The sequence below is a fragment of the Stenotrophomonas sp. Marseille-Q5258 genome, from assembly GCF_946900935.1.
Lineage (GTDB): Bacteria > Pseudomonadota > Gammaproteobacteria > Xanthomonadales > Xanthomonadaceae > Stenotrophomonas > Stenotrophomonas nematodicola.
In genome coordinates this window covers 19187-32056 of sequence record NZ_CAMPPN010000020.1, presented here as the reverse complement: position 1 = coordinate 32056, position 12870 = coordinate 19187, and the positions used below count along the sequence as shown (strand labels likewise).

The following is a 12870-nucleotide window of genomic DNA, read 5'->3' as shown; positions in this document are numbered from 1 at the left end:
CGCGGTTTGGGTTTATTGTCGCTGCATGCCCGCACCTGCGTACATGCCCGCCACAAAAGGATTTCCAGATACGCTGGTCGCGCAGGCGCTGGACGATGCACTGGGGTGTGGTGCGGCCCGTCCAGTATTGGCGATCAGCGGGCTGCAGGGGAGCGGCAAATCGACGCTGGCCGCCCAGGTGGTGGCCCTGGCGGAGGCGCGTGGCCTGCGCGCGGCGATGCTCTCCATCGATGATGTCTACCTGACCCGGGCGCAGCGTCAGCGCCTGGCACGGCAGGTGCACCCGCTGCTGCTGACCCGTGGTCCGCCCGGCACCCACGATCTGCCTCTGGCCCACGCCACGCTCGATGCGGTCGCCACCGGCGGGCCGGTCACCCTGCCCCGCTTCGACAAGCTGGCCGACGAGCGCGAGCCGGCGTGGGCATGGCCACGTCTGGCAGGCCCACTGGACCTGCTGGTGTTCGAAGGCTGGTTTCTCGGCACGCCACCCGAGACCGGGGCCGCACTGGCGGCACCGCTCAACGCGCTCGAGCGCGAGGCCGACCCGGACGGGCGCTGGCGGCGCTGGTGCAACGAGGCGCTGGCCAGGGACTATCCGGCCCTGTGGCAGCGCTGCAACCGGCTGTGGTTCCTGCAGCCGCCGGATTTCTCGGTGGTCCCGCGCTGGCGCTGGCAGCAGGAACAGAACCTGCAGGCCGCCCAGCCCGGTCGCAGCAGCATGAGCCGCGCCCAGCTGGAGCGGTTCGTGCAGTACTACGAACGGGTCAGCCGGCAGGCGCTGCGCACGCTGCCGGCCCTGGCCGACCGGGTGATCACGCTGGACGAGCAGCGCCGCGTCGTGCCGGCAGCGCCTCTCAGCTCACCAGGAACGTCACCCGCAGGTTGACCCGCCATTCGGTGATGGTGCCGTCGCCGTCGGTGACCACCTTGGTCTCGTTGATCCAGGCGCCCTGGATGCCCTTCACCGTCTCGGATACCTTCTTCAGGCCGCTGCGGACGGCGTCCTCGACGCTGGTCTTGGAGGAGGCATTGATCTCGATGATTTTGGCCACTGACATGGACAGGCTCCGGCTGCGCGCGGGACATTCCGCGCAGCCCACCATGCGGGCCGGCGCGTAAAGGCCGTGGCACGGAGATGTTAGGATCGCGGGTAATGAATCCCGCTCCGAACCTGATCCTGATCGGCCCGATGGGTGCCGGCAAAACCTGCATCGGGCGCCGCCTGGCGGAGCGCTTCACGCTGGACTTCGTCGACGCCGACCAGGCCATTGTCGAGGCCACCGGCGCCAGCATTCCGGCCCTGTTCGAGCACGCCGGCGAAGCCGGCTTCCGCCAGCACGAACGCCAGGTGCTGCAGGCACTGCTGACCGGCCGCAACCAGCTGGTGTCCACCGGCGGCGGCGCCGTGCTGGACCCGGACAACCGCGCGGCCATCGCCCGGCGCGGCTTTGTGGTGTACCTGCGGGTCAGCGTGCCGGCCCAGCTTGAACGCCTGGCGCGTGACCGCGGCCGCCCGCTGCTGCAGCGCCCGGACCGCGAACAGGTGCTGCACGAGATGGCCGCCCTGCGCGACCCGCTGTACCGCGGGCTGGCCGACCTCACCCTGGATACCGATCTCTACACCCCCGCCGAGGCCACCGCGCAGCTGGTGCTGCGCCTGGCCGCGCAATGGCAGCGACAGGACACCCCCGCATGACCCCCGCTCCCCGCACCGTCGCCGTCGGCGGCGACTCGCCTTACACCATCCATATCGGCCCGGGCCTGCTCGGCCAGGGTGCCCTGCTGGCCCGCCACGTCCGTGGCCGCCATGTGCTGCTGCTCAGCGATTCGTCCGTGGCGCCGTTGTACCTTGACGGGGTAAAGACCGCCCTGCTCGACGCCCGCCCGGACCTGCTGATCGGCACGCTCGTGCTGCCGGCCGGCGAAGCCTCCAAGACCCTGGACAATTTCGGCGCGGCGCTCACCGCACTCGCCGCGCTCGGCGCCACCCGCGATGCCTGCGTGATGGCGCTCGGCGGCGGCGTCGCCGGCGACCTCGCCGGCTTCGCGGCGGCCTGCTGGATGCGGGGCGTGGACTGTGTGCAGTTGCCGACCTCGCTGCTGGCGATGGTCGATTCCTCGGTCGGCGGCAAGACCGCCGTGGACATTCCCGAAGGCAAGAACCTGGTGGGCGCCTTTCACCCGCCGCGCGCGGTGATCGCCGATACCGCCGCCCTGCGTACGCTGCCCCCGCGCGAGCTGCGTGCCGGCCTCGCCGAAGTGATCAAGTACGGCGCGATCGGCGACCCGCTGTTCTTCCAGTGGCTGCAGGCCGAGCACGCCGCGCTGCTGGCCGGTGATGACACCGCGCTGGCCCAGGCGATCGCACGCAGCTGCGAGCACAAGGCCGAGATCGTCGCCCGCGATCCGCTGGAAAAAGGCGAGCGCGCGCTGCTCAACCTCGGCCACACTTTCGGCCACGCCATCGAAACCGAACAGGGCTACGGCGCACCGGGCAATGACAACCTCAACCACGGCGAAGCAGTCGCGGTGGGCATGGTACTGGCCGCACGCCTGTCGGCCCAGCTGGGCATGAGTACCGAGGCCGACACCGTGCAGATGCGCGATCTGCTGGCGCGCTACGAACTGCCGGTGACGATTCCGCCGGGACTGGCGCCCGACGCCCTGCTGGCGCGGATGCGGCTGGACAAGAAGAACATCGCCGGCCGCCTGCGTCTGGTGCTGTGGCGTGGCATCGGCCGCGCCGAGGTCGTGGCCGACGTCGACGAAGCCGACGTGCTGCGCGTGCTTGCCGCCGGCTGAGGCTGCGACCGTCTGCCGCACCCGGGGCGGCGTCCACGGCCGCCTCCGGCGTTCGCGGCTACAATCGGCACATGCGCGTTTTCCTGCACCAACTCGCCCGCGGTGCCGACCCGGCCCGCTACCTACAGCTCACCCTGCAGCCGGACCTGTTCGGCGGCTGGGAGCTGCTGCACGAGTCCGGCTCCATCGGCGGGCGCGGGCAACTGCGCCGCGAGCTGTTCCTGCAGGAAGACCTGGCGCAGGCCGCCTTCGAGAAAGCGCGCGATGCGCACCTCCACCGCGGCTACACCCTCACCCGCGGCCCCGGCGACCCGCCGCGCTAGGCGGCCACCGCGCCGCCAGCCCCCTTTCGTTCGGCCCTGCGCCACCAGATTCCAAGGAAGCGTTCCGTGACCAGCCCCTCCCGCCATGACCGACTGCTGCGTGCCCTGCGCCGCGAACCGGTGGACTGCACCCCCATCTGGTTGATGCGCCAGGCCGGCCGCTACCTGCCGGAGTACCGCGCCACCCGCGCCAAGGCCGGCAGCTTCCTGGCGATGGCCAAGACGCCCGACATCGCCTGCGAAGTCACCCTGCAGCCGCTGCGCCGTTTCGATCTGGACGCGGCGATCCTGTTCTCGGACATCCTCACCATTCCCGATGCGATGGGCCTGGAGCTGTACTTCGTCGATGGCGAAGGCCCCAGGTTCCGTCACCCCGTACGCGATGCCGCCGCCATCGCCCGGCTGGCGGTGCCGGACATGGAGACCGAACTGCGCTACGTGATGGACGCAGTGCGCGTGATCCGCCGCGAACTCGATGGCAAGGTCCCGCTGATCGGTTTCTCCGGCAGCCCGTGGACGCTGGCCTGCTACATGGTCGAGGGCGGTGGCAGCAAGGACTTCGCCCGGATCAAGGCGATGGCGTTGAACGAGCCGGCCGCTCTGCACCAGCTGCTGTCGGTGGTCACCGATGCGGTGATCGCCTACCTGGCGGCCCAGCGCGCCGCCGGCGCCCAGGTCCTGCAGGTCTTCGACACCTGGGGCGGCGTGCTCAGCCCCTCGATGTACCGCGAGTTCTCGCTGCGCTACCTGACCCGCATCGCGCAGGCGCTCGAGCGCGGCCAGGGCGACCAGCGCACCCCGCTGATCCTGTTCGGCAAGGGCACCGGCCTGCACCTGGGCGCACTGGCCGACACCGGCGCCGATGCACTCGGTGTGGACTGGACCCTGGACCTGTCCGACGCCGTGGCCCGCACCGGTGGTCGCGTCGCACTGCAGGGCAATCTCGACCCCGCCACCCTTTACGGCAACCCGGCGGCCATCGAGCGTGCCGCCGGCCGCGTGCTCGACAGCTATGCCGAGGGCAACGGCGGCTCGCGCGAGGGCCACGTGTTCAACCTGGGGCATGGCATGTCGCCGGACATGAACCCCGACCATGTCGGCGTGCTGGTGGACGCGGTGCATCGGTTGAGCCGGCGCTGAGGGGCAGATGCCGGGCAGCACCCGGCACTGCGCGCCACAGCTGGGTCCCCGCGGCGGGAGACCGGCGCCTCCCGGTCCGACGACGCGGCTCCACCGTTTCTTGATCCAGCATCGGCGATCATGTGTGCCTCGTTGAGGAAGGCACGCACGATGACGACCGGCAGCTACGCTTCGATACGGCCCCTGTTGTGGCTGGTATCGCTGGCGATCTTCATGCAGATGCTGGATTCGACCATCGTCAATACCGCCCTGCCGGCGATGGCGCGCAGCCTCGGCGAAAGCCCCCTGCAGATGCAGTCGGTGGTGTTCAGCTACGCGCTGGCGGTGGCCACCTTCATTCCCGCCTCCGGCTGGATCGCCGACCGCTTCGGCACGCGCCGCACGTTCCTCGTCGCCATCATCCTGTTCACCCTCGGCTCGCTGGCCTGCGCCCTCGCCCAGACGCTGCACCAACTGGTGGGCGCGCGTGTCCTGCAGGGCGTTGGTGGCGCGATGCTGCTGCCGGTCGGCCGCCTTGCCGTGATGCGTTCGGTTCCGCGCGACGACTTCCTGCGCGCCATGAGCTTCATCGCCATCCCCGCGCTGATCGGCCCGCTGATCGGGCCCACCCTCGGCGGGTGGCTGGTCGAGGTCGCCTCCTGGCACTGGGTGTTCCTGATCAATCTGCCGATCGGCGTGATCGGCTTCATCGCCGCCATGAAGATCATGCCCGACCATTACGCCGAGCACCGCACCCGCTTCGACCTGCCCGGCTACCTCATGCTTGCGTTCGGCATGGTGGTGCTGTCGCTCGCGCTGGACGGCATCTCCGGCATGGGCACGCCGCATGCGCTGGTCATGCTGATGACGGTGGCCGGCCTGGCCGCGCTGGTCGGTTACTGGCTGCACGCGGCCAACTCCACCGCGCCGCTGTTCTCGCTGGCCCTGTTCCATGTGCCCAGCTATCGCATCGGCATCCTCGGCAACCTGTTCTCGCGCATCGGCAGCAGCGCCATGCCGCTGCTGATACCCCTGCTCCTGCAGGTCGGCATGGGCATGAGCCCGATGAATGCCGGCCTGTTGATGATTCCGGTGGCCGCCGCCGGCATGGTCTCCAAGCGCTATGCCGTCAAACTGGTCGAACGGTTCGGCTACCGGCGTGTGCTGATGGTCAACACTGTGCTGGTCGGCCTGGCAATGGCCAGTTTCATTGTCATGACCCCCGGGCAGCCGACGTGGCTGCGCGTGGTGCAGCTGGCGGTATTCGGCGCGGTCAACTCGCTGCAGTTCACCGTCATGAACACCGTGACCCTGCGCGATCTCGACCGCGAATTCGCCAGCCCCGGCAACAGCCTGCTGTCGATGGTGATGATGCTCGCCACCGGCTTCGGCGCTGCGGCGGCCGGCAGCCTGCTGGCCGCGTTCGGCCACCTCGACGTCGCACACGGCGCCACCGCCGCGCTGCATGCCACCTTCGTCTGCGTGGGTGCGATCACGCTGACCTCCACGCTGATCTTCTGGCAGCTTCCCGATACGCGCCCTTCACCGCGCGATGTTGAAGAAGTGGCCGAGTAGCGCCCCTCACACGGGCGGCGGCCAGGGCCCCAGCGCGCGGGCGATTGCGGCGACCAGCAGATCGCCGGTCACCGGCTTGCGCAGGAAGTCCTTGAACCCGGCCTGGCGTACCTGCGCCTCGATCGCCGGATCGGTGCGCGCGGTCACCGCGATGATCGGCATCTCGTAGCCCTGATTGCGGAACTGCTCGGCCAGTTCGATGCCGCTCAGCCCGGGCAGATCCAGATCCAGCAGCGCCACGTCGAAGGGGGTATCCATCACCTCGCGCAGGGCGGCCAGCGCGTGCGCGGCATGGATCACCTCGTGGCCGCGCGCACCGAGCAAGCCGGTCACCACGTCGGCCACGGTGGTGTCATCTTCCACCAGCAGGATGCGCAACGGCGGCAGCGTGGCCACCGCCGCCGCGCCCGGTGAAGCATCGACGGCGGCGCCGTGCTGCAACGGCAGCGGCAGGGTCACGCTGAAACGGGTACCACTGCCGAGCTGGCTCTCCACGTCCACCTGGCCCTGCATGGCCAGTGCGAGTTCCCGGCAGATCGCCAGCCCCAACCCGCTGCCGCCGTACTGTGCGGCCGTGCGCGCGCCATCGGCCTGCTCGAATCGTTTGAACAGACGCTGCTGCTGTTCGACACTGATGCCCGGCCCGGTGTCGGCCACTTCGATGTACACACCGCGGTCGGGCGCGATCGCGCGCAGATGCAGGCTGACATGGCCGTGGCTGGTGAACTTGACCGCGTTGCCGAGCAGGTTGAGCAGGATCTGGCGCACGCGCATTTCATCGCCCACCGCCCAGGTGCCCGGCGGCAACGCATTGTCCACCATGAAACGCAGTTGCTTCTGTTCGGCCAGTGCGCTCATCAGCGTGCAGACGTCGTGCACCAGCTGGTCCAGCGGGAACGGCTGCGTCTGCAGTTCCAGCCGGCCGGACTCGATCCGCGCCAGATCCAGCGCGTCGTTGACCAGGTGCAGCAGGTGCTCGCCGGCGTGGCGGATCGATTCGGTGTAGCTGCGCTGTTTCGGGTCCAGCGGCGAGGCAAGCAGCAGCTCGCTCATGCCCAGCACACCGGTCATCGGCGTGCGCACCTCGTGCCCGAGGTTGGCCAGGAAGCGGGTCTTGGCCATCGACGCCTGTTCGGCCAGTTCCTGCTTGTGCAGCGCCAGCTGATAGGCATGCCGACGTTGCAGCCGCCGCCGGTACAACCAGGCGAACAGGCTCAACGACAGCAGCACCAGCGAGGTCAACAGCAACAGGCCTGACAGGCTCCGCCACCACGGTGGCAGCACCCGGAACTCGAGCACCTGCACCCGCGACCAGATGTGGTCGGCCGACCGGGCCTGCACTTCCAGCCGGTAACGCCCCGGCGACAGCCGCGAGAACAGACGCTCGCCGGCCGGCCCCACTTCGACCCAGTCCGGGTCGTAGCCGGCCAGGCGGTAACGGTAGGTATTGGAGGACGAATCGGCGAAGGACAGCAGCCGCGCCACGATGCGCAGGTCACGGTCGCCATCGGCGATCTCCAGGGGGTTCAGATGGGTCAGGTCGATCACGCGTTCGCCGCGGCGTACCTCCACCCGTTCGATCACCAGCGGCGCGCGCCGGGTGGAGGGCTTCACCTGCGCCGGGTCGAACACCACCACACCGGCCGGGGTGCCGCCGGCAATCCGGCCGCTGGCCGTCATGGTCAGTGTGCGGCGACGGAATTCCTGGCTGGGCAGACCGTCATGCACGCCATACAGGCGCACGTTCTCGCTGTGCGGATCGGCGCGCACCAGGCCGCGCGCGCTGGCCGCCCACACCACGCCCTGCGCATCGACCACCAGGCCCGAGGCGGACACTTCCGGATAGCCGCGCTCGGCGCCGATCTGCGCGACGGGCACCAGCCGTTCGTCCTGCCAGCGGTACTGGCTCAGGCGGCCCTCTTCGGACAGCCACACCGAGCCGTCGGCGGCCCAAGCCATCGCATACACACCGCCGGTGGGGCCGCCCGGTACCGGTTCGAAACGACGGCGCATCGGGACCCACCGCATCAGCCCCTGGTTGGTGGCCTGCCACAGGTGATCGCCGGGGCCGCAGCGGATGTCCTGGGTCATCTGCCCGGGCGCCATGCCCGCATGGCCCAGCGGGATCTGGTTGAGCACGTGGCCATCCAGATCACGCTGCTGCAGGCCGTTGGAGGCCATGACCCAGAGCCGGTTGCCATCGCACAGGATCAGCGCTTCGATCGCGCCCTCCATCGAGGCGTCAACGGCGGCATCGCGCCCCCAGCGGCGCATGCGTCCGTCCTTGGGGTCGTAGCGCGTCAACGCGTCCCACGAACCGATCCAGACCTGCCCGCGCGGGTCCTCGACCACCGACTGCAGCCACTGGGTCCCATCCACCCAGGTTTTGTGCTGTTCGATCTGACCGCTCACCGGATCGAATTTATCCAGCGCCCCGTGCGTGCCCACCGTCCACACCCCGCCATCGGCGGCAGCGGCCATGCCAAGCGCATAGGCATTGCGCAACGATGCCGGATCATCCTCCAGGCGCGACAACACCGAGAACTGCCACCAGCGCGGCAACAGATGCCACAAGCCGCCATTGGTGCTGGCCATCCAGATGCCGCCTTCGCGGTCTTCATAGGCGCCCGTCCAGTTCGGCCGCACCTGCCCGCGCGCCACCGCGCTGTACAGCGGCACCTGCTGGAACTGATTGTCAAAGGCGCGACCAAGGCCCGAGCGGGTGTCCAGCCAATACCCGCCCTGTTCGTCGCGCAGCATCATGCCCAGGATCTGGTCACCCGCGGAGACCTTCCAGGGCGCCGGTTCGAACCGGCCGTCCGGACGTCGCACCACGACCCCGGCGTTGGTATTGATCCACAGGCTGCCGTCGGACTCGGGGGTGAGCCCATTGATCATCGCCAGCGGTAACAGAGCGTCGGGCACGCGCTCGAAATCGTGGCCGGTCCAGCGCGCCAGCCCCGCCTTGGTGCCGACCCACAGGGTGCCGTCCGGCGTGGTGGCCAGGTTGCCCACCGACGCGGAGGGCAGGCTGCGCGGATTGTGCCGCTCGGGCATGTAGCGGGTGATCGTGCCATCGCGGTCCATGCGATGCAGGCCGCCTTCGAACGTCCCGAACCAGATCGCGCCATCCGGCGTGGACGCCACGCTCCAGATCGTGTTGCTGCCGATCTCGGGATGGTTCTGGCGGTCGTGGAAACGCAGCTCGCGGCGATCGGCCGACATCATCACCAGGCCGGCGTGCTCGGTACCGATCCAGAGCCGGTTGCGCGGATCCACATGCACCGTCCAGATATGGTTGTCGCGCAGCCCATCCTCGGCACGCCAGATGCGGTAGTTGCGCCCGTCGAAGCGGGCCAGGCCGTCGTTGGTGGCGATCCACAGGTAGCCGTAGCGATCCTCGGCCATGCGGTTGACGGTGTTCGACGGCAGGCCGTCGAACACCGTCACCTGGCGGGGCGTCGGCGGTACCGGTTGCGCGGCGGCCACGCCGGCGCAGCCCAGGCCCACGGTGATGAGGAGCAACCACAACAGACGCAACACCAATGGATCTCCCGAGTCTGTCCGTCGATTCGCAGCGCCCGCCACGGGTGGGCATGCATCCGTCCCGGTCCCCGGGCAGCGGCCCACATACTAAACCGCCCGACTCATGGCGTCGCCTCCGGCCCGGCCTGCAGCACCGTCTCGATCGCCGCAGCGCCGAGTGGCAGCGGCACCACGCCGGCGGCACCGGCCTGCCGCGCCTGCCACGACAGCGCCGCAGTCGGCGCCGGGTCCAGCAGCCAGGCCGGCCCGTCGCCGGGTCGCTCGCGCACCAGACCGAGCAGCGCCAGGCCGTCGACCCCCGGCAGTGTGCGCTCCACCAGCAGTGCCTCCACCGGCCCCCGCGACAGTACCGGCAGGGCGGCCAGCGCGTGCGCCGCATGCAGCACGTGCCGGCCGTGCGCGCGCAGACCGGCCATCAACCTGCGGGCAGCGGCGGTGTCCTGCATCACCAGCAGCACCGGCGACCGCCCGCCACCATCATCGGCGAGGTCCAGGTTCCGGTGCCGCAGGCCACCGGCCATCGGCAGATGCACCAGCACCCGCCAACCATCGACGGCAGGGGCCACGGTGATATGCCCGCCCATCGCCTCCACCCGCAGGCGTGCCGGCGACAGGGCGGTCTGCAGCGCCTCGCACGTGGGCGAAGGCAGGGGCAACGTCGCCGTTGTCGTCCTGCGCCCACCGCGCAGATGCGCGGCCAGTTCCACGCGGACGCCGGCGTGCCCGGGCAACGGGTCGGCGTGCAGCAGCAGTTGCCGCGCATCGGTACCGCTGGACAAGGCCTGCAGGGCCAGCACGACGGCCTCGGCCATGCGCTCCGGATCACCGCACCCGACCTGGGTGGGCCCCACCCGCAGGCATGCCGCCAATGCCTGCCCACGCTGGCACAGCGGGAGCACCTGGGTAGTGACCACCCGCTGCAACACTGCCAGCGGCGCAAACACGCGGGGATGCAGGTTCGGCCTTCCCGCCTCCAGCCGGGCGGTATCCAGCGTGCGGTTCACGATTTCCAGCAGTTGCCGCCCTGCCCGGTGGATGCGCCGCACCCGGTCCTGCTCGACAGGGCCAAGCCGGCCATCGAGCAGCAGCTCGCTCATGCCCAGCACGCCGGTCAACGGGGTCCGCAGTTCGTGGCCCAGCGTTGCCAGGTAGTCTGCCTTGGCCCGCCCCGCCCGTTCGTCGGCCGCCTGGCGACGCGTCGCAGCCGCCTCGCGGCGCCGCTGCCGACACCGGCGCACGCCGCCGCCGGCCAGTGCCACAACCAGCACGGTGCCGCCGGCAGCCAGGCCGGCGCGGACGTCGGTGCGTTCCAGCGTGGAGGGAGCCATGTCCACCTCCAGTACCTGCACGGCCGACCACGGCCCGCCGTCGCTGCGCGCCTGGTAGAACACACGATGACGTCCCGATGCCAACGTCGGAAACTCGCGGATGCCCGGCCGTCCGACGCTGATCCACCCGGCGCGCTGCCCTGCCATGCGGATGCGGTAATCGCGGCGGCGCCCGTCGCTGGCCAGCACGCGCACCTGCACCCGCAGATCGCGGTCGCCCGGCTGCAGCCGCACGGGCGAGACCGCCGGCAGCTCTGCCAGCACGCCGTGGCGACGCACCTGTACACGATCCAGCACCGGTATCGGATCGGCGCGGGGTGCCTGCAGCGCCGCCACCTCCACCAGCACTGCCCCGCCGGCCGTGTCCAGTGGCAGCAGCAGATGGTGGCCGGCGCGCAGTATCCGGCCGCTGCGCATTGCCGCAGCTGGCAGGCCATCGGCCGGCGTGAGCACGCGCGGCGCCGCCCCGTCGTGGCCCAGCCGCAGCAGTCCGCGTGCCGTGGTTGCCCACAGTCCGCCACCGGCATCACGGGCCAATCCACGCACGGGACCTGCATCGGGGTCGAGCGGCCGTCGTGTCTCGGCGATGAGACGGCCGCCCTGCCAGCGGTAGCCGGTCACGGCCGAGCGCCCGGCCACCCACACCCGGCCCTGCGCATCCACATGCAAGGCCGTCACCGCCTCTCCGCCCACGCCCGGCACCGGCTCCAACCGCTGGCGTTCCGCCGCCCAGCGGTACACCCGCGTCGCCGACGCCACCCAGAGTGCGCCGTCGGCCCCGCATTGCATCGCTGCCGCATCCACTGCTGCCGGCAGGCCTGCCGCGCTGCGCGACCAGCGACCACGCAGGCGTCCCCGTCGATCGCGCTGCTGCAGCCAATCGCCGTCCAGGTGCCAGAGCTCCCCGGCTCCGCAACTGCGAAGCACCCGCTCGGCGCCCTGCGGCTGGACCGGCACCGTCCAGCGACGCACTGCGCGGCTGCGCGGGTCCCAGCGGGTCAACCGGCCCGGCCCCGCCATCCACACCTGGCCGTGGCTGTCTTCAACAACGGCACGCCGGCCTGCCCCGCGTGGAGTCGCATCACGCACCACCCGGCGGGAGCGCGGCGCGGCCGTCGCGTCGATCCAGTGCAGCCCACCGTCGGTGCGTGCCCACCATGCGCCGCCGTCCCGTCCACTGGTCCATGCCGCCGGCAGTGCCGCGTCCTGGCCCGGCGCACCCGCGATGGTGCGGAACGCACGCCAGTCCGGCCGCAGCCGCCAGACCCCCAACTGGGCGGCAAGCAGCCACACGCCGCCATCGCGATCCTCGTGCATGCCCACGATACGGGGGCGTGTCCGTCCGTCCGACGCCGTCAGCGCCACCTCGCGCCGCACGCCGGTCTGCGGGTCTTCGCGCCACACGTGCGGGCCCTGCGCAAGCCAGCGCGCGCCATCGCGCGTGACACCGAGCAGGCGCAGGCCCGGCACGGACGCAGACGCGGCGACTGCCTCCGTCGCGGTGCGTCGCTGCACACCGCCGGCGTCGCCGACCCACATGTGCGCACCCGCCGGGGCCAACGCATGGACTGCCCGGTCCGCTGCGCGGGTGGGCAGAAAGGCCTCCCCGCGCCAGCGTGCCAGGCCCCCTGCAGTGCCGATCCACACGGTGCCATCCGCACCGCGCGCAAGGGCACGCACGCGGGGAGACGGCAATCCTGCCCCTGCCGGACCCGGCAGGAAGCGCTGCAACCGCCCGTCGGCAGTGCGTCGATACAGACCGGCATCGCGCGTGCCGAACCAGAGCGAACCGTCTGGCAGGGGCAGCAGCGTGGTGATCGCACTGGCGGCCAGCGCGCGCGCGCCCTCCACGCGACGCAGGTGGCGGCCGTCGGCGGAAAGATGCAGCAGATGGCCGCTGGCCGTGCCGGCCCACAGCTGGTCCTGCGCATCCAGCGCCACGCTGGTGATGTCGTTGTCGGGCAGCCCCTGTTCAATGCGCCACAGCCGGAAGCGCCGTCCATCGTGGCGCGCCAGTCCATCGGAGGTTGCAAACCAGCGGTAGCCCTGCCGATCCTCCACGATCTGGTAGACACGGTCCGATGGCAGTCCCTGACGCATGGAAACCTGTACCGCATCGGGCGTGTGAGCCCACGCGCCCGGCACGACCAGGTGCCCCCAGAGCAGGACAAGGCACA

The 12870-nt window shown here is 70.6% G+C and carries 9 protein-coding genes; 6 read left to right on the top strand and 3 right to left on the bottom strand.

Going from position 1 to position 12870, the window contains the following annotated elements:
- Positions 1-25: 25 nt before the first annotated feature.
- Positions 26-886, top strand: coding sequence for a kinase (locus tag OC534_RS14155; protein ID WP_262072005.1), 861 nt, complete (start codon positions 26-28; stop codon positions 884-886).
- On the opposite strand, the gene OC534_RS14150 is transcribed toward OC534_RS14155, so the two are convergent.
- Positions 855-1058, bottom strand: a complete 204-nt coding sequence (locus tag OC534_RS14150) for a dodecin family protein (protein WP_262072004.1) — start codon at positions 1056-1058, stop codon at positions 855-857. The genes OC534_RS14155 and OC534_RS14150 overlap by 32 nt on opposite strands.
- 95 nt (positions 1059-1153) lie before the next feature.
- Here OC534_RS14150 and OC534_RS14145 point away from each other — a divergent pair, with 95 nt between their 5' ends.
- The 5 genes from OC534_RS14145 (at position 1154) to mdtD (ending at position 5819) form a co-directional block, all read left to right on the top strand.
- On the top strand, positions 1154-1696 hold the full coding sequence (locus tag OC534_RS14145; RefSeq protein ID WP_136003087.1) for a shikimate kinase: 543 nt from the start codon (positions 1154-1156) through the stop codon (positions 1694-1696).
- Positions 1693-2802 carry a 3-dehydroquinate synthase gene (gene aroB / locus OC534_RS14140; protein WP_262072003.1) on the top strand — a complete coding sequence of 370 codons (1110 nt, stop codon included), beginning with the start codon at positions 1693-1695 and terminating at the stop codon, positions 2800-2802. The genes OC534_RS14145 and aroB overlap by 4 nt, the downstream gene beginning before the upstream one ends.
- Before the next feature lie 71 nt (positions 2803-2873).
- Positions 2874-3125 (top strand): WGR domain-containing protein, encoded by a 252-nt coding sequence (locus OC534_RS14135; protein ID WP_136003085.1) that lies wholly within the window; start codon positions 2874-2876, stop codon positions 3123-3125.
- Positions 3126-3191: 66 nt separating this feature from the next.
- Positions 3192-4265, top strand: a complete 1074-nt coding sequence (hemE, locus tag OC534_RS14130; RefSeq protein ID WP_136003084.1) for a uroporphyrinogen decarboxylase — start codon at positions 3192-3194, stop codon at positions 4263-4265.
- Positions 4266-4415: 150 nt separating this feature from the next.
- Positions 4416-5819 carry a multidrug transporter subunit MdtD gene (mdtD, locus tag OC534_RS14125; protein ID WP_017357382.1) on the top strand — a complete coding sequence of 468 codons (1404 nt, stop codon included), beginning with the start codon at positions 4416-4418 and terminating at the stop codon, positions 5817-5819.
- A gap of 6 nt (positions 5820-5825) precedes the next feature.
- Here the strand turns inward: mdtD and OC534_RS14120 are convergent, their stop codons facing one another.
- Complete coding sequence (locus tag OC534_RS14120; RefSeq protein ID WP_017357381.1) at positions 5826-9365, bottom strand: hybrid sensor histidine kinase/response regulator; 3540 nt, start codon at positions 9363-9365, stop codon at positions 5826-5828.
- Positions 9366-9466: 101 nt separating this feature from the next.
- Positions 9467-12793, bottom strand: coding sequence for a two-component regulator propeller domain-containing protein (locus OC534_RS14115; RefSeq protein ID WP_262072002.1), 3327 nt, complete (start codon positions 12791-12793; stop codon positions 9467-9469).
- Positions 12794-12870 lie beyond the last annotated feature (77 nt).

Coding starts and splice junctions, on each gene's coding strand:
- OC534_RS14155 (WP_262072005.1), top strand. CDS start 26: ATGCCCGCACCTGCGTACATGCCCGCCACAAAAGGATTTCCAGATACG.
- OC534_RS14150 (WP_262072004.1), bottom strand. CDS start 1,058: ATGTCAGTGGCCAAAATCATCGAGATCAATGCCTCCTCCAAGACCAGC.
- OC534_RS14145 (WP_136003087.1), top strand. CDS start 1,154: ATGAATCCCGCTCCGAACCTGATCCTGATCGGCCCGATGGGTGCCGGC.
- aroB (WP_262072003.1), top strand. CDS start 1,693: ATGACCCCCGCTCCCCGCACCGTCGCCGTCGGCGGCGACTCGCCTTAC.
- OC534_RS14135 (WP_136003085.1), top strand. CDS start 2,874: ATGCGCGTTTTCCTGCACCAACTCGCCCGCGGTGCCGACCCGGCCCGC.
- mdtD (WP_017357382.1), top strand. CDS start 4,416: ATGACGACCGGCAGCTACGCTTCGATACGGCCCCTGTTGTGGCTGGTA.
- OC534_RS14115 (WP_262072002.1), bottom strand. CDS start 12,793: ATGCGTCAGGGACTGCCATCGGACCGTGTCTACCAGATCGTGGAGGAT.